Annotated in this window: 15 protein-coding genes and 2 tRNA genes; 4 read left to right on the forward strand and 13 right to left on the reverse strand. The window is 75.1% G+C overall.

Going from position 1 to position 16717, the window contains the following annotated elements:
* The 12 genes from CS2_RS09710 to CS2_RS09770 form a co-directional block, all read right to left on the reverse strand.
* The coding region (locus CS2_RS09710; RefSeq protein ID WP_169798638.1) for a PLP-dependent transferase at positions 1-361 on the reverse strand (361 nt) is incomplete at its 3' end.
* A 61-nt stretch (positions 362-422) separates the two neighbouring features.
* The gene (acs, locus tag CS2_RS09715; protein ID WP_070319824.1) at positions 423-2456 is read right to left on the reverse strand and encodes an acetate--CoA ligase; all 2034 of its coding nucleotides are present in this window, start codon (positions 2454-2456) and stop codon (positions 423-425) included.
* Positions 2453-3355, reverse strand: coding sequence for an ABC transporter permease (locus tag CS2_RS09720; protein WP_082740058.1), 903 nt, complete (start codon positions 3353-3355; stop codon positions 2453-2455). Before CS2_RS09720 ends, acs begins: the two co-directional genes overlap by 4 nt.
* 78 nt (positions 3356-3433) lie before the next feature.
* Positions 3434-4474 (reverse strand): aliphatic sulfonate ABC transporter substrate-binding protein, encoded by a 1041-nt coding sequence (locus CS2_RS09725; RefSeq protein ID WP_070319825.1) that lies wholly within the window; start codon positions 4472-4474, stop codon positions 3434-3436.
* Between the two features lie 69 nt (positions 4475-4543).
* Positions 4544-5392, reverse strand: a complete 849-nt coding sequence (locus CS2_RS09730) for an ABC transporter ATP-binding protein (RefSeq protein WP_070319826.1) — start codon at positions 5390-5392, stop codon at positions 4544-4546.
* A gap of 311 nt (positions 5393-5703) precedes the next feature.
* Positions 5704-7629, reverse strand: a complete 1926-nt coding sequence (locus CS2_RS09740) for an acyltransferase family protein (RefSeq protein ID WP_070319828.1) — start codon at positions 7627-7629, stop codon at positions 5704-5706.
* A 66-nt stretch (positions 7630-7695) separates the two neighbouring features.
* Complete coding sequence (locus tag CS2_RS09745; protein ID WP_070319829.1) at positions 7696-8781, reverse strand: LLM class F420-dependent oxidoreductase; 1086 nt, start codon at positions 8779-8781, stop codon at positions 7696-7698.
* Between the two features lie 91 nt (positions 8782-8872).
* Positions 8873-9865: a DUF1648 domain-containing protein gene (locus CS2_RS09750; RefSeq protein WP_070319830.1), complete on the reverse strand. Its 993-nt coding sequence runs from the start codon at positions 9863-9865 to the stop codon at positions 8873-8875.
* The gene (locus CS2_RS09755) at positions 9862-10215 is read right to left on the reverse strand and encodes a GntR family transcriptional regulator (protein WP_070319831.1); all 354 of its coding nucleotides are present in this window, start codon (positions 10213-10215) and stop codon (positions 9862-9864) included. Before CS2_RS09755 ends, CS2_RS09750 begins: the two co-directional genes overlap by 4 nt.
* Before the next feature lie 96 nt (positions 10216-10311).
* Positions 10312-10896, reverse strand: coding sequence for a serine O-acetyltransferase EpsC (gene epsC, locus CS2_RS09760; RefSeq protein WP_046528042.1), 585 nt, complete (start codon positions 10894-10896; stop codon positions 10312-10314).
* A gap of 88 nt (positions 10897-10984) precedes the next feature.
* Positions 10985-11920 carry a cysteine synthase A gene (gene cysK, locus CS2_RS09765; protein ID WP_070319832.1) on the reverse strand — a complete coding sequence of 312 codons (936 nt, stop codon included), beginning with the start codon at positions 11918-11920 and terminating at the stop codon, positions 10985-10987.
* Between the two features lie 515 nt (positions 11921-12435).
* Positions 12436-13089 carry an SGNH/GDSL hydrolase family protein gene (locus tag CS2_RS09770; RefSeq protein ID WP_169798639.1) on the reverse strand — a complete coding sequence of 218 codons (654 nt, stop codon included), beginning with the start codon at positions 13087-13089 and terminating at the stop codon, positions 12436-12438.
* 268 nt (positions 13090-13357) lie between these two features.
* Here CS2_RS09770 and CS2_RS09780 point away from each other — a divergent pair.
* A tRNA-Pro gene (locus tag CS2_RS09780) sits at positions 13358-13431 on the forward strand.
* Positions 13432-13567: 136 nt separating this feature from the next.
* Entirely contained in the window at positions 13568-14023 is a 456-nt protein-coding gene (locus tag CS2_RS09785; RefSeq protein ID WP_070319834.1) for an iron chaperone, read from the forward strand.
* Positions 14024-14051: 28 nt separating this feature from the next.
* On the opposite strand, the gene CS2_RS09790 is transcribed toward CS2_RS09785, so the two are convergent.
* Positions 14052-14122 (reverse strand) — tRNA-Gly (locus CS2_RS09790).
* Between the two features lie 308 nt (positions 14123-14430).
* Between CS2_RS09790 and tig the strand changes: the two genes are divergently transcribed.
* Both tig and CS2_RS09800 read left to right on the forward strand, forming a co-directional pair.
* Entirely contained in the window at positions 14431-15783 is a 1353-nt protein-coding gene (gene tig, locus CS2_RS09795; protein WP_070319835.1) for a trigger factor, read from the forward strand.
* Between the two features lie 279 nt (positions 15784-16062).
* Positions 16063-16683, forward strand: a complete 621-nt coding sequence (locus tag CS2_RS09800) for an ATP-dependent Clp protease proteolytic subunit (protein WP_046528047.1) — start codon at positions 16063-16065, stop codon at positions 16681-16683.
* Positions 16684-16717: the final 34 nt, after the last annotated feature.

A 16717-nucleotide genomic window follows, 5' to 3' on the forward strand; every position in this document is an offset into this window, starting at 1 on the left:
CGTCGAGCTGCGTGACCGTCCCGCCGTACAGCTGCGCCGAGGCGACGAGGTGGTCGCCCGCGCCGGCGAGGGCCGCGAACACCAGGAACTCGGCCGCCATGCCGGACGCGGTGGCGACCGCGCCGATCCCGCCCTCGAGCGACGCGATGCGCTCCTCGAACGCCGCGACGGTCGGGTTGCCGATGCGCGAGTAGATGTTGCCGTACTTCTGCAGCGCGAACAGGTTCGCGGCGTCCGTGGTGTCGTCGAAGACGAACGACGTCGTCTGGTAGATCGGCACGGCGCGCGCGCCCGTGGTGGCGTCGGGGATGCCGCCGGCGTGCAGCGCGCGGGTGCGGAAGCCGAAGCGGTGCTCGCTCACGGTGCTCCTGTCGGGTGGGGGACGGGGGTGCGGGGGACGCGCGGGGCGCGGGGGTGCGGGCTCACCGTGGCAGGCCCGCCGCGACGAGCGTGCCGACCTGCTCGACCGCCCACGGGTTCTGCAGCGACGTCGTGTCGCCGAGCGTCGTGCCCTCGACGAGCTGCGCGAGCAGGCGTCGCATGATCTTGCCCGAGCGGGTCTTGGGGACCTCGGGCACGACCAGCACGTGGCGCGGGCGCGCCACGGGGCCGATCTCGTGCGCGACGTGCGCGCGCAGCTCGTCGCGCAGCGCGTGCGTCGCGGCGAGCCACGCGTCGACGTCGTCGACCGGCCCGGGTGCGGCGCTCGGCACGACGAACGCCGCGATCGCCTGACCCGTGACGGGGTCGCTGACGCCCGCGACGCCGGCCTCGCCGACGGCGGGGTGCGCGACGAGCGCCGACTCGACCTCGATGGTCGACAGGCGGTGCCCCGAGACGTTGATGACGTCGTCGATACGACCCAGCAGCCACACGTACCGGTCCTCGTCGTACGACGCGCCGTCGCCCGCGAGGAAGTAGCCGCCGTGCTCGCCGTGCCCGGCGAACCGCCGCCAGTACGCGTCGAGGTAGCGCTGCGGGTCGCGCCACACGGTGCGCGCCATGCCGGGCCAGGGGCGCGTGACGACGAGGAACCCGCCCTGCCCGGGCGCGACCTCGGCGCCGTCCTCGTCGACGACCTTCGCCGCGACGCCGGGCAGCGGGCGCGTGGCCGAGCCGGGCTTGAGCGTCGTCACGCCGGGGACCGGCGCGATCATCGCGGCGCCCGTCTCCGACTGCCACCACGTGTCGACCACGGGGGCCTCGTCGCGGCCGAACGTGCGGCGGAACCACACCCACGCCTCGGGGTTGATCGCCTCGCCGACGGTGCCCAGCAGGCGGATGCTCGACAGGTCGTGCCCGTCGGGCAGGTCGTCGCCGAACCACGTCATGAACGTGCGGATGAGCGTGGGGGCCGTGTAGTACGTCGTCACGCCGTAGCGCTCGACGACCTCGAGGTGGCGCTCGCGGTGCGGCGTGTCGGGCGTGCCCTCGTAGATCACCTGGGTGACGCCGTTGGCGAGCGGCCCGTAGATCTCGTACGTGTGCGCCGTGACCCACGCGAGGTCGGCGGTGCACCAGTGCACGTCGTCGTCCTTGACGTCGAACACCGCCCAGTGGGACCACGCGGCGTGCGTGAGGTACCCGCCCGAGGTGTGGACCAGCCCCTTGGGCCTGCCCGTGGTGCCCGAGGTGTAGATGACGAACAGCGGGTGCTCGGCGTCGAACGACGCGGCCTCGTGGACGTCGGGCTGGCGGTCGACCACGTCGTGCCACCAGACGTCGCGCCCGGGCGTCCACGCGACGTCCTGGCCCGTGCGGCGCACGACGAGCACGTGCTCGACGTGGTCGAGCCCGGCGACGGCCTCGTCGGCGGCGGACTTGACCTCGACGGCGGCGCCGCGGCGGAACTGCCCGTCGCTCGTGACGAGCACCTTCGCCTCGGTGTCCTGCACCCGGAACCGCACGGCCTCGGCCGAGAACCCGCCGAACACGAGCGAGTGCACCGCGCCGATCCGCGCGATCGCGAGCGTCACGACGACGGTCTCGGCGATCACCGGCAGGTAGACCACGACGCGGTCGCCGGGGCCGACGCCGAGCTCGGTGAGCGCGTGCGCGGCCTGCGCGACCTCGCGCTGCAGCTGCGCGTAGGTGATCGACCGGCGGTCGCCGCGCTCGCCCTCGACGTGCAGCGCGACCTTGTCGCCGCGGCCCTCCTCGACGTGCCGGTCCACGCAGTTGACCGCGACGTTGAGGCGGCCGCCGACGAACCAGCGCGCCTCCGGGACCGTGAGCTCGTCCTCGGCCCCGCCGGGCACGGGCACGGGCGGGGCCCACGTGTGCGCGGTGTGCCACGGCTCGTCCCAGCGCAGGCGCCGCGCGGCCTCCTCCCAGAACGCGACCGGGTCGGCCTCGGCGCGGGCCCAGTCCTCGGGCCGAACGTTCGAGGTCGCCGCGAGGCCGGCGGGGGCGGGGTAGGTGCGCGTCTCGGTCTGCAGCGCGGTGAGCGTGGTCACGCGAACCTCCGCAGCAGCTGCTTCTCGGCGACGGCGAGCACCGAGTCGGTGAGCTTGCCGATGACCGCGAGCAGCACGATGGCGAGCAGGATCCGGTCGACCCGTCCGTTGTTCTGCGAGTCGGTGAGCAGGAAGCCCAGACCCATCGAGGACGCGATGAGCTCGGCCGCGACGAGGAAGAGCCACGCCTGCGCGAGCCCGAGCCGTAGCCCGGACATCACCGAGGGCAGCACCGCGGGCAGCTGCACCGAGCGGAAGAGCCCGGCCCCGCGCAGGCCGAACGCGCGCCCCGCCTCGACGAGGTGCGGGTCGACGTGGCGCAGGGCCGCCGCGACCGTCGTGTAGACCGGGAAGAACGCCCCGATCGCGATGAGCGTGACCTTCGAGTCCTCGCCGATCTTCATCCAGAGGATGAGCAGCGGGACCCACGCGAGCGACGGCACGGCGCGCAGCGCGGCGAGCGTCGGGGCGAGCAGCACGTCGCCCGCGCGCGACAGCCCCACGAGCGCGGCGACGACGAGCGCGACGAGCGCACCCACCGCGAACCCGATCACGACGCGCTGCACCGAGATGGCGACGTGCGTGCCGAGCTCGCCGCGCTGCTGCAGGTCGACCGCCGCCGCCCACACCGACGCCGGGCTCGGCAGCTGGTACGGCGCGACCAGCCCGGCGGTCGTCACGTGATGCCACGCCGCGAGCAGCAGCGCGGGCAGCAGCGCGCCGCCGACCACGCGCGTGGTGCGCCGCGACCAGAACCCCGACGACGCGGCGCGCGCGGGCCCGCGGTCGTGGGGGTTCAGCGCGCGGTGCGGGTGGCCGGACGCGTCCGTGACGGGCCCGGTGCCCGGGGTGCCGGGGACGGTCACGAGGACCGGGGCGCCGGTCGGTGCGTCGGACATGGGGGTCTCCTGGGGGACGAGGAGCGGTACGGGAGGTGGCGCCCGCCCGGGCGTGCCGGGCGGGCGCCGGGGTGGGCGTCAGCCCGCGACGTTCGCGGGGTCGGCCTTCTCGGCGAACGTCGGCTCGAAGAGCTCGTCGAGCGCGGTGTCGATGGTCTTCTGGTCGGCGACGTCACCCGACTCGACGAAGATCGGCCCGACGACCTCGAGGACCCGGCGCTGCGCGTCGCCCGGCACGGGGTCGATCGCGAGGTTCGTGCGCTCCACGACGACCTTCTGCGCCACGGCCGGGTCGATGCCCGCGACCTCGGCGAGGATCTCGACGACCTTGTCGGGGTTCTCCTGCGCCCACGCGCGCGCCTTCTCGTACGCGTCGACCACGACCTGCGCGACGTCGGGGCTCGCGTCGAGGAAGTCCTGCGTCGCGTTGAGGAACCCGTAGGTGTTGAAGTCGATGTTGCGGTAGATCAGGCGCGTGCCCGACTCGGCCTCGCTCGCGGCCATGATCGGGTCGAGGCCCGACCACGCGGCGACCGACCCCTGCTCGAGCGCGGTGCGGCCGTCGGCGTGCTGGAGGTTCTGCACCTCGACCTGGTCGAGCGGCACGCCGGCCGCATCGAGGGACTGCAGCAGGAAGAAGTACGGGTCGGTGCCCTTGGTGGCGGCCACGGACTTCCCGGCCAGGTCGGCCACGGACGTGATGTCGGAGTCGGCGGGCACGACGATCGCCGCCCACTCGGGCTGGGAGTAGATGTCGATCGTGCGGATCGGCGAGCCGTTGGAGCGCGCGAGCAGCGCGGCCGAGCCGGCGGTCGAGCCGACGTCGATCGCGCCGGCGCGCAGCGCCTCGTTCGCCTTGTTCGACCCGGCCGACTGCACCCAGTTCACGGTGACGTCGTCGCCGAACGTCTCCTCGAGCCAGCCCTGGTCCTTGATGACCAGGCTCAGCGGGTTGTAGGTCGCGAAGTCGATGTCGAGCGTGTCGGTGCTCCAGGCGCTGCCCTCGGCGGGCGTGCCGGCGGCGGCGGGAGCGGTGCCCTCACCGGCGACGCAGCCGGTCAGTGCCAGGGCGGTCGCGAGGGCCAGCGCGGTGGCGGAGACGGCGGTGCGGATGCTCATCGTCGGTTCTCATCTCGGGGGGAGCGGGGCCGGGGTCCGGCCGGGTGGGCGGTGCGGTGGGGTGGTGGGTCAGATGGAGTGGTGCGCGTCGGGGTCGCCCGGCGCGACGTGGTGGGTCGCGACGCCGAGGCCCTCGAGCAGCTCGGCGCGCAGCTCGGCGAGCTGGTGGTCGGCGCGGTCGCGCGGTCGCGTGCCCGGCACGTCGATGACGCGCGCGACGCTCGGCGTGCCCTCGGGGCACCGCGCGAGGTTGCGCAGCAGCAGCACGCGGTCGGCGAGGTACAGGGCCTCCTCGACGTCGTGCGTGACGAGCAGCACGGTCGTGGGCTCGGCCGCGTGGACGTCGAGGAGCAGGTCCTGCATGCGCAGTCGGGTGAGGGCGTCGAGCGCGCCGAACGGCTCGTCGAGCAGCAGCACGCCGGGGTTGCGGGCCAGGGCCCGGGCGAGCGACGCGCGCTGCGCCATGCCGCCCGAGACCTGCCGCGGGCGCAGCCCGGCGGACTCCTCGAGGCCGACGAGCCGCAGCAGCTCGGCCACGCGCTCGCGCCCGGCGTCCTTCGGCGTGCCGCGGGGGAGCCCGAGCGCGACGTTGCCCGTCAGGCTGCGCCAGGGCAGCAGGCGCGGCTCCTGGAACGCGACGGCCGTGCGGCGGTCGACGCCCGTGACGGGCGTGCCGTCGAGCAGGATGCGGCCCGCGTCGGGGGTGTCGAGGCCGCTGACCTGGCGCAGCAGCGTCGACTTGCCGCACCCCGAGGGGCCGACGAGCGCGACGATCTCACCGGCGCGCAGCTCGACTTCCAGGCCGTGCAGCACCGTGCGGGTGCCGGCGGGGGTGGCGAACGTGCGGCGCACCGTCTCGAGCGTGACGGCGTGCGCGCCGCGCCGTGCCGTGGGCTCGGCCGTGGGGGTGGGGCTCATGGGGGACGTCCGTGGGGTTCGGGCGTGGACGTCCGGCCGGGGTGCCGGGCGGCCACGGAGGGCGGGCACCGGCGGGGCGACCCGTGAGCGGGTCGGCGGGCTGAGGGGTCAGCGAGGGCCGGTGCGGGGCTGCATGACGCAGCACGGGCAACAGCGGCACATCGGCGACGCGACGACGAGGGGGCGGGCGAGGGTCATCGCGGGCCTCCTGGTCGTCGTCGTGCGGTCCCGATGGTGTCTCATTTAGTGAGACTCGGTGACCACGTTTCAGACAGATTGTAGCGGCAGCCCTCGCACGGGGGCAACGCGTCTCATCCGCGCGGCTGGATCTCCTGCCACAGCCAGTCCGCGTACCCCTGGCGCCCGCCGTTCTCGCGCAGGTGGATCCCGTCGTCGTAGAACCACTCGGGGTGCGCGTCGCCCTGCGCCTTCCAGTCCAGCAGGTGCGCGTGCGGGTACTCCGCCACCACGCGCGCGAACAGCTCGTTGTCGTACTGCTCCCACGGGCGCGGGACCCGCACGTTCACGACGAAGACGCGGCGGTCCCGCGTGGCGTCCAGCAGCCGCCGCAGGTCGTCCTCCGCGACCGGTCCGTTCGTGCCCCCGTGCACGACGACCGTGTGCCCGAGCGTCCCCGCGGCCGCCGCGTCGAGGACGAGGTCCGTCATCGTCCCCATCTGGCGCGAGACGGCCGCGTCGGCGGGGACGCCGTGCGCCGCGAGCTCGGCCGCGGCGCCCAGCATCACCGAGTCGCCGTACGCGGAGACCGTGCCCACCTCCTCGGGCGGCGGCGCGGGCGCCGTCGGCTGGGCGGCAGGCGCTGCCGCGTCCGGCGCCGGCGTCGCGTCGGGTGCCGGCTGCTGCGCGGGGTCCGGGGGAGGCGTCACGTCCTGCGCCGGCACGGCGGCGCCGATCACCGACGCGGCACCCGTCGGTGCCGCCGGCGTCCGCGCGACGGCGACGCCGAGCGTGCCGACGAGCAGCACCGCGGCCGTCACCCCGCCGACGGCGCCCACCAGCGCGCGCCGCCGCTGCGGACCCGGCGTCCGGGCGCGGCGCACCAGGCGCCCGAGCGCGCCGCGGCGCACCGGCTGCTCCACCCAGCGGTACGACGCCTCCGCCAGCACGAGCGTGACGGCCACCCGCAGCGCGTCCTCGAGCGGACCCGGGAGCGACAGGTCCTGCTCGGGCCGCAGCAGCGTGAGCACCGGCCAGTGCCACAGGTAGATCGCGTACGACCGCTCGCCCAGCCAGCGCAAGGGCTGACGGCCCAGCGCGCGCCCGAGCATCCCGGCGGGGTCGGCGGCCGCACCGACCAGCACGAGCGCGAGCGCCGCGAACGCGAGGAACCCGCCGCGGTAGAGCGTCGTCGAGTACTCGTCGACGAGCACCACGCAGGCCAGCACGCCGACCAGGGCGACGGCGCCCAGCACGTCGGCGACCCCGGCCTCGAAGCGCCGGACGGGGTCGCCGCGCTCGGTGCGCCACGTCACCCCCGACGTCCACGTCCGCCACGGCCGCCACACGGTCGCCGCGGCCACGCCCAGCAGGAGTCCCGCCGCGCGCGTGTCCGTGCCGACGTACACGCGGGTGGGGTCCTGCGGCACGGGCATGCCCCCGCGCAGCGCGAGCACGGCCATCCACAGGGCCGACACGAGTGCGAGCACGGCCGCGACGCGGCCGGCCCGCACGCGCCCCACCCGCAGCAGCAGCAGCGCGAACAGCGGCATCACGAGGTAGAACTGCCCCTCGACCGCGAGGGTCCACAGGTGCTGCAGCAGCGGCGGGCGCCCCGTGAGCTCGAAGTACGTGCGGTCGGCGGCGACCTGCCACCAGTTCGTCGTGTAGGTCAGCGCCGCGAGCAGGTCGCCCCGCAGCGTCGTGAGCGTGTCCCGCACCACGAGCCCGGCCCCCGCGACCGCCACGAGCAGCACCGCGAGCGCCGGCACGAGGCGCCGCACGCGGCGCACCAGGAAGCGCCCGGTGCGGAAGCCGCCGGTCGACTCGACCTCGTCGAGCACGAGCGTCCCCACGAGGAACCCCGACAGCACCAGGAACACGTCGACGCCGAGGAACCCGCCGCGCGCCCACGGCAGCCCCAGGTGGTACAGGAGCACCGCGACGACCGCGATCGCGCGGACCCCGTCGAGCCCGGGCAGGTGCGGCAGGCGCCGTGGCGTCCCGGTCGGCGTGGGCCGGGTCGGGGGTCGCTGCGCGACCTGCTCGACGACTGCCATGCGACCCCTGTCCGACGTTCCTGCGCTGCCACGGCGCGCCCGGGGGAGGGTGCGCCGCGCGCCAGGTTAGGCCGGTGCGGCGTCGCGACGTCCCCCTGCGTCGCCGTCGTGACCAGGATCACCCCACAGCGCCGCGATCCGCGGCAGGGCACGCGGGTCGGTCTGCGCCAGGACGGTCGTGACGGCCGTGGCGCGCCACGCCGGGAGCTGCGCGCGCACGTCGTCCTCGGTCCCGACGAGCGCGACGTCGGTGACGAGCTCGGTCGGCACGGCGGCCGCGGCGCGCTCGCGGTCGCCCGCGAGGTAGTGCGCCTGGATCTCGTCGCAGGCCTCGCGGTAGCCGAGCCGGTCGAGCACGTCGCGGTGGAAGTTCGCGCCCTTGGCGCCCATGCCCCCGGCGTAGAGCGCGATGAACGGTCGCACCGCGTCGGCGGCCTCCTCGACGCTCGGTGCGAGCACGACCGGGACGGTCGCGACGACCTCGAACTCTTCGGGCGGACGCAGCCGCGGCGAGCGCTTCGCGAACCCGTCGGCCAGCAGCTCGCGGTACGTCGCGTCCATGCGGGGCGAGTAGAACAGCGGCAGCCAGCCGTCGGCGATCTCGGCCGACATCGCGACGTTCTTCGGACCCTCGGCCGCGAGGTGGATCGGCAGGTCGGCGCGCAGCGGGTGCACGGTCGAGCGCAGCGCCTTGCCCAGGCCGGCGCCCTGGTCGGCGGGCAGGGGCAGTCGGTAGAACGCGCCGTCGTACGTCACGGGCGCCTCGCGCGCGAGCACCTGCCGCACGACGTCGACGTACTCGCGCGTGCGGGCCAGGGGCCGCGGGTACGGCTGCCCGTACCAGCCCTCGACGACCTGCGGCCCCGACGCCCCGAGCCCCAGCACGAACCGCCCGCCGGAGAGGTGGTCGAGCGTGAGCGCGGCCATCGCCGCCGCGGTCGGGGTGCGCGCCGAGAGCTGCGCGATCGCGGTGCCCAGGCGCACGCGGCGCGTCGAGGCGCCCCACCACGCGAGCGGCGTGAGCGCGTCCGAGCCGTACGCCTCGGCGGTCCAGACCGAGTCGAGCCCGAGCTCGTCGGCCGCGCGCACGGCCTCCGCGGCGCCCGGGGGCGGCCCGGCCGACCAGTAGCCCGTGTGGTACCCGAGGCGCATGCGGTGCTCCTGTCGTCGCCGTCGACGTCGCGCCGTACGGCGCGCGCCCGACGTTACCGGGCGGTACCCGCCCGGCGTCACCGGCCGGGCGTCACCCGGCGGCGGCGCTCCGGGCGCGGTCGGCGAGCGTGTTGAGCAGGCTCGCGGCGCGTGCGGCGTCGTCCACCGTCACGACGTTCACGCGGCCGCCCGTGCGCTCGACCTCGATCGCCTCGCCACGGCGCAGCACGACCCCGACGCGCCCGTCCGGCCCGACGCGATAGCCCCACCCGCCGAACTCCCCGAACGGGTCGACGGTCACCGCACGCGCGGCGACGACCTCGTCGAGCGGCACGTGCAGCGTCGGCCAGCCGAGCGGCGAGCGCGCCACGAGGCCGCGGCCGTCGACGCTCACGCGCAGCACGAACATGGCCGCGGCGAGCGCGAGCAGCGCGGCGGGCACGAGCAGCATCGCGGGCGTGCGGAGCCCGATCGCGAGTCCGGCCGTGGTCAGCGCCGCGACGCTGCCCGCGACGAGCGCCGCACGGCTCGTCACCGTGCTCGACCACGCGGCGCGCTCGGTCGCACCGAGGTCGGCGCGCGGCGCCGTCGGGTCGACGGGCGCGGTCGTGGGCTGGTGCGGCGTGCGCGGCACGACGAGCGCCACGACCACGCCGACCGCGAGCGCGACGCCGAGCGCGAGCCCGATCGTCGGGCCGACGCCGGGCGCGGCCGCGGCGTCGGCGAGGTCCAGCTGGCCGTGCAGCGTGCCGAGCGTCGTCGCCGACAGGAACGCGGCCGTGCCGCTCGCGAACCCGGCGGCGATCCGCCGGGTCGACGTGTCCCGCCCGAGCCAGAAGGCGAGCGCCCACAGGCCCGCCGCGAGCAGCCCGCCGACCACGAGCGGGACGGCGAGCAGCGACGCGACCGACCCGAACCCGTCGGGGACGTCCGCGCCCGACCAGTGGGTCGCGACCGGGTCGGGGAGCCGCGGCGCCCAGGCGCGAGCCACGAGGACGGTCGCCGCGAGCACGCCGAACGGCACGACCAGCGCGGTGACGGTGGTCGCGAGCCGGTGGGGCGGGCGGGGTCGGGGCGTGGTCATCGCAGGGCCTCCTTGACGAGGGTCGTGACGGTCTCGGGCGCGACGTGCAGGCGCCGCGCGGTCGCGACGAGCGCGTCGACCGCGGCGTGCAGCTCCGTGAGGTCGGCGGCGCGGTGGCCCGTGACGACGGCGCCGCGGCCGCGGCGCAGGTCGATGAGCCCCTCGTCGCGCAGGTCCTGGTAGGCGTGCAGCACGGTGTGCAGGTTGATCTCGAGCGACGCCGCGAGCTCGCGCGCGGCGGGCAGACGCGTGCCGGGCGGCGCGTCGCCGCGCGCGACCGCGGCGCGGATCTGGGCCGCGAGCTGCGCGTAGAGCGGCTCGTCGGAGGCGGTGTCGATGCGGAGGAGCACGCACTCAGCGTAGCGCAAAGTTTGATAACAACTAGAACAAGGGCGGTGTCAGCGAACGGTGTCGCGGCACGGCGCAGCGGCGGCGCCGACGTCGGGTCAGATGTAGATCGCGGGGTCGTCGACCTCGGCGTCGAACGGCGCCGCGGCAGGGCGCCGCCGCACCTTCGCGGGCACGCCCACCGCGACCGCACCCGCGGGCACGTCGGTGATGACGACCGCGTTCGCGCCGACCTGCGCGTCGTCGCCCACCCACACGGGGCCCAGGATCTTCGCGCCCGCGCCGACCACGACCCGGTCGCCGAGCGTGGGGTGGCGCTTGCCGCGCTTCATGGACTTGCCGCCCAGCGTCGAGCCGTGGAACAGCACGACGTCGTCGCCGACCTCGGCGGTCTCGCCGATCACGACGCCCATGCCGTGGTCGATGAACAGCCGCTCGCCCAGGCGTGCGCCGGGGTGGATCTCGACGCCCGTGAGCGCACGGGCGACCTGCGACACCAGCCGTGCGGGCAGCCGCAGCGGCGGCACCTGCCACATGCGGTGGGCCAGCCGGTACACCCAGATCGCGTGCACGCCCGGGTAGGCCAGCGCGACCTCGAGCAGCGAGCGCGCCGCGGGGTCGTGCCGGTGCGCCGCCTGCAGGTCGTCGCGCAGGACGCGCAGGAAGTCGGCGAGCGGGCGCATGGGGTGCTCCGTGGGGCGGTGGGGACGGGTGGTGGGTCCGACGCCGACGCGCCCGGCCGCGGCGGCGGCCGGGCGCGTCGGACCGGCGTCAGTCGAGCAGGTCGGCGTAGAGCACCGAGGACAGGTAGCGCTCGCCGAACGACGGGATGATCGCGACGATCAGCTTGCCCGCGTTCTCGGGGCGCTGCGCGAGCAGCGTCGCGGCGTGCAGCGCGGCGCCCGACGAGATGCCGACGAGCAGGCCCTCCTCGCGCGCGGCGCGGCGCGCGACCGCGACGGCCGTCTCGGCGTCGACGTCGATGATCTCGTCGTAGACGGTCGTGTCGAGGATCTCGGGCACGAAGTTCGCGCCGATGCCCTGGATCTTGTGCGGTCCGGGGGCGCCGCCGTTGAGGATCGGGGACTCGGCCGGCTCGACGCCGACGATCTGCACGCCCGGCTTGCGCTCCTTGAGCACCTGCCCGACGCCCGTGATCGTCCCGCCCGTGCCGATGCCGGCCACGACGATGTCGACCTCGCCGTCCGTGTCGGCCCAGATCTCCTCGGCCGTCGTGCGGCGGTGCACCTCGGGGTTCGCCTCGTTGGCGAACTGCCGCGCGAGGATCGCGCCCGGACGCTCGGCGACGATCTCGTTGGCGCGGTTGACCGCGCCCTTCATGCCCTCCGAGCCCGGCGTGAGGATGAGCTCGGCGCCGAACGCGCGCAGCAGCGCACGCCGCTCCTTCGACATCGTCTCGGGCATCGTGAGGACGACGTCGTAGCCGCGGGCCGCGCCGACGAACGCGAGCGCGATGCCCGTGTTGCCGCTCGTCGCCTCGACGATCGTGCCGCCCGGCCTGAGCTCGCCCGACCGCTCGGCCGCGTCGATGATCGCGACGCCGATGCGGTCCTTCACCGAGTTGGCCGGGTTGTAGAACTCGAGCTTGCCGACGACGGTCGCGGGAGCGCCGTCCGTGATCTTGTTGATGCGGACCAGCGGGGTGCTGCCGACGAGCGCGGTGGCGTCCTCGTAGATGCGTGCCATGGTTCCTCTTCGGTCGGTGCCGGGCCCGTCGCGGGCCGGCAGGGCGGGGGATGAGGTGCGGGTGCGCCGCGGTCGCCGCGCACCGGTGGTGCTGGAGAGGGAGCGGTCCGGGGGACGTCTCCGGGGCGAGCGCTGGGCGAGGGTGCACCGGTGCGGTGCGCGCACGTCATGCGTGCGCCGAGCGGCCAGCGCTCTACCGACAGCGACAACACGTGCACGCCACGCAGGCGCGCTGGACGGGTGCAACGGCGGCGGTCGGCACGCGCATCGCTCTCCTCGTCCGGGGCCCCGCCGTGCGGCGGGCCGTCTGCACGGGCGTCGGCCCGTGGTCGAGCCGACGCTAGCGTCAACACGCGACGCCGCGCAAAGGTTCCCGTGAGACGTATGTCCGTGATGCGGACGGCGCGACGGCGCCCGTACGACGGGCCGTCGGCCGGCGCCGCGCGTGCGCGCGACCGCCTCCGGTCGGCGCCCGCAGGCCGTCCGGTCTCGCGGCGTCGGCCGCGTTCCTTCGCTCAGCGGGCGGCGAGCCCCACGGCGTCGAGCCACGCCTCGGCGAGCAGGCCGTGCCCGGCGGGGGTCGGGTGCACGCCGTCGAACGCCCACCGCTCGGGCGACGTGCGTGCCGCGGCAGCCGCGAACAGCCCGTCGGCGGGCACGAGCGTGGCGCCGACCTCGCCCGCGAGTCGCCGCACGACGTGGATGCGCGGGTCGAGGTCCTCGCGCCACGCGTGCTCGACGGGCGGCACGGGCAGCAGGAACGGCTCGATCAGCACGAGCCGCGCGTCGAGCCGTTCACGGGTCGCGTCGAGGATCGCGCGGTAGTGCTCCTCGTACTCGTCGACCGACGTCGGCGTGCCCGCGTCGTAGCGGCGCCACGTGTCGTTGACCCCGACGAGGATCGACACGACCGTCGGCTCCAGGTCGAGCGCGTCGGCGGTCCAGCGCTCGCGCAGCTGCCGCGTGGTGTTGCCGCCGATGCCCCGGTTGAGGAACGTCAGCCCCAGGTCGGGGCGGCGCGCGCCGGCCAGCGCCGCGACGATCCCCGCGTACCCGTGGCCGAGCCCCCACGGCGAGTCCGGCTGGTCGCGGTCGCGCCCCCAGTCGGTGATCGAGTCGCCGGTCAGGAGCACGCGGTCGCCGGTGCGCAGCAGCGTCGTCGTCGTCACCGGGCGATCCCACCACGTCGCGCACCCGCCGCGGAAGCGCGACCCCGCCCTGCACGCCACCCGCCCGACCGCCCCGCCCGCCGTGCCCCCCGCGCGCCTCTCCTCACCGCGGCGGACAGCGGCGCGGTCGACGGACACGGGCACGCCGCTGTCCGTCGCGCCGTGACGCTGTCCGTCGGCGGGGGCGCCCGCCGGGGAAGGTCGGGAGACGGGGGAGCGAGGGGCGCCGGTAGGGTGTGCGTGCCGTGCCGCCCCGTGCGCACGAGCGCGGGGTGTGGCGCAGGTTGGTAGCGCGTCCGCTTTGGGAGCGGAAGGTCGTGGGTTCGAATCCCGCCACCCCGACGGTCGACGTCGGTCGCCACGCCGGTCGCCCCGGCACGTCGGCTGCGCACGGGTCTCGTCAGGATCCGAGAAGCGCGCCCTCGCACGTCGTCCCTAGCCTCGGTGCCGACGACACCCACCGAGCGAGGAGCGCGACATGGTCACGAGGGCGACCGACGCGGAGGCCGACGGCTTCACGGCCGAGGAGCGCGCGGCGATGAAGGAGCGCGCGGCCGAGCTGCGCGCGCAGAAGGGGCGCCGTGGCGCCGCCGACAAGGCGGCAGCCGCCGAGGCCGACGCGCTGGAGAAGATCGCCGAGATGCCCGAGGCGGACCGCGTCGTCGCCGAGCGCGTGCACGCGATCGTGCGCGAGCACGCGCCCGGCCTCGCGCCGCGCACCTGGTACGGCCAGCCCGCGTACGCCAAGGACGGCCAGGTCGTCTGCTTCTTCCAGGCGGCGTCGAAGTTCGGCACGCGGTACGCGACGCTCGGTTTCAACGAGTCCGCCGCGCTCGACGACGGCCCGATGTGGCCGACGGCCTTCGCGATCGCCGAGCTGACCGACGACGTCGTGGCGCGTGTGACCGACCTGGTGCGGCGCGCGGCGGGCTGAACGGGTCGCCCGGACGTCGGGCGGTCGGAGCGGACGACGGGAATCGAACCCGCGTAGCCAGTTTGGAAGACTGGGGCTCTACCATTGAGCTACGTCCGCACGCGCCCGGCGCTGACCGGGCGGCGCAGCAAGGTTACCGGGTCCCGCCGGGTCCGCGGCCCGCGACGACGTGCGGCCCCGACGATCGGTGCGGCGCGGCCCGCTTTGGCGGTCCGTCCCGCTGGTGCCGTAGCATCGAGGGTCGCGCGTCCGCGCTCCCGGGTGCCTGCACGACGCCGCCCCCCGGGCGGCCGTCGCGGTGCTGCCGGGGGCCGCCGTGCGCGGACCCCGTGACCCGTCGCGGACCAGATCGTGCCACTCCGTCGGACCAGCCGGCGCCCGGCCATGACCAGTTGGAGACCATCGAAGTGAAGAGCGCCGTCGAGACCCTGGAGCCCACCAAGGTCAAGCTGTCCGTCGAGGTGTCGTACGACGAGCTCAAGCCGAGCATCGAGCACGCGTACCAGCACATCGCCGAGCAGGTGACGGTGCCGGGCTTCCGCAAGGGCAAGGTGCCGCCGCGCATCATCGACCAGCGGGTCGGTCGCCCGGCCGTCATCGAGCACGCCGTCAACGAGGGCCTGTCGGGCTTCTACGCCGACGCGGTGCGCGAGAACGAGCTGCGCCCCATGGGCCAGCCCGAGGTCGAGGTCACCAAGGTCCCCGGCCTCGTCGCGGGCGACGAGGGCGAGCTGCACTTCACGGCCGAGGTCGAGGTCCGCCCCGAGATCACGCTGCCCGCGCTCGACGGCCTGACCCTCACGGTCGACGACGTCGAGGTCAGCGACGAGGACGTCGACGCGCGCCTCGACGCGCTGCGCGAGCGCTTCGGCTCGCTCGTGGGTGTCGACCGCCCGGCGCAGGAGGGTGACTTCGTCGTCATCGACCTCGCCGCGACGATCGGCGACGAGCAGGTCGACCAGGTCTCCGGCACGAGCTACCAGATCGGCTCGGGCAACATGCTCGAGGGCCTCGACGAGGCGCTCACGGGCCTGTCGGCCGGCGAGACGACGTCGTTCGAGACCGAGCTGGTCGGCGGCGAGCGCCAGGGCGAGAAGGCGACCGTGACCGTCACGGCCACCGGCGTCAAGGAGCGTCAGCTCCCCGAGGTCGACGACGAGTTCGCGCAGCTCGCGAGCGAGTTCGACACGATCGACGAGCTCAAGGCGGACCTGCGCGAGCAGGCCGCGCGCATCAAGGCCTCGAACCAGGCCGTGCAGGCCCGCGACCTGCTGGTCGAGAAGCTCACGTCCGAGGTCGAGATCCCGGTCCCCGCGGGCGTCGTCGAGGCCGAGGTGCACCGCCACCTCGAGTCCGAGGGGCGCCTCGAGGACGACGAGCACCGCGCCGAGGTCACCGAGCAGGCGCAGACCGCGCTGCGCAACCAGATCCTGCTCGACACGCTCGCCGAGCAGCTCGACGTCAAGGTCAGCCAGAGCGAGCTGCTCGACTACCTCGTGAGCGCGTCGCGCCAGTACGGCATGGACCCGAACACGTTCATCCAGACCGTCGACCAGCAGGGCCAGATCCCGGCGATGGTGGCCGAGGTCGCGCGCTCCAAGGCGCTCGCGCTCTCGCTGCGCCAGGTCGCGGTCGTCGACGGCTCGGGTGCCGCGGTGGACCTCTCGGAGTTCATCGGCTCCGACGAGGAGGACGCCGCCGTCGAGCAGGCCGAGCAGGCCGAGGCCGCGCAGGACGACTCCGCGGACGAGCAGGCCTGACGCTCCGCGCACGCACGGCCGACGGCCCCGCGACACCCCCGGGTGGCGCGGGGCCGTCGCCGTCCCCGCCCGCGGCGACGGCCCGCCGCGGGGTCGGGGCGCGACCGGCGCGCAGCCTGCGCGCACCCGCGGACGGCGGCGCTGCGCCGACAGCGAAACGGCGCGTCGCCAGGACATGGGCGGGTGCGCACGGGCGTTAGGGTCACAGCAACGCGCGGCCGGTGGAGCACCCGACGGGTCCCGCCGCCGCGTCAGACGTAGCCAGACGAGGGAGCCTTCGTGAACGAGCAGGTGCCGGCCCTGGCCCGGGCAGATTCTCCGGGCCTCGGGCTCAACGATTCCATCTACAACCGACTGCTGCGCGAGCGGATCATCTGGCTCGGCTCGGAGGTCCGCGACGAGAACGCCAACGCCATCTGCGCCCAGATGATGCTGCTGGCGGCCGAGGACCCCGACAAGGACATCTGGCTGTACATCAACTCGCCGGGCGGGTCGATCACGGCCGGCATGGCGATCTACGACACGATGCAGTACATCAAGCCGGACGTCGCGACCATCGCGATGGGCATGGCCGCCTCGATGGGGCAGTTCCTGCTCTCGTCGGGCGCCAAGGGCAAGCGCTACGCGACGCCCCACGCCCGCGTGATGATGCACCAGCCCTCGGGCGGCATCGGCGGCACGGCCACCGACGTGCGCATCAACGCCCAGCTGATCCTGCACATGAAGAAGGTGCTGGCCGAGCTGATCGCCGAGCAGACCGGCAAGTCCGTCGAGCAGATCAACGCCGACTCGGACCGCGACCGCTGGTTCACGGCGCCCGAGGCGCTCGAGTACGGCTTCATCGACCACGTGGTCACCAGCAGCCACTCGGTCGCCGGCGGCGGCGGGACCGCGGCCTGACGGCCGCGGCGACGCGCACAGAACCAGCGAGGAG

Source organism: Cellulomonas iranensis NBRC 101100 = JCM 18110, from assembly GCF_001552375.1.
GTDB classification, from domain to species: domain Bacteria; phylum Actinomycetota; class Actinomycetes; order Actinomycetales; family Cellulomonadaceae; genus Cellulomonas; species Cellulomonas iranensis.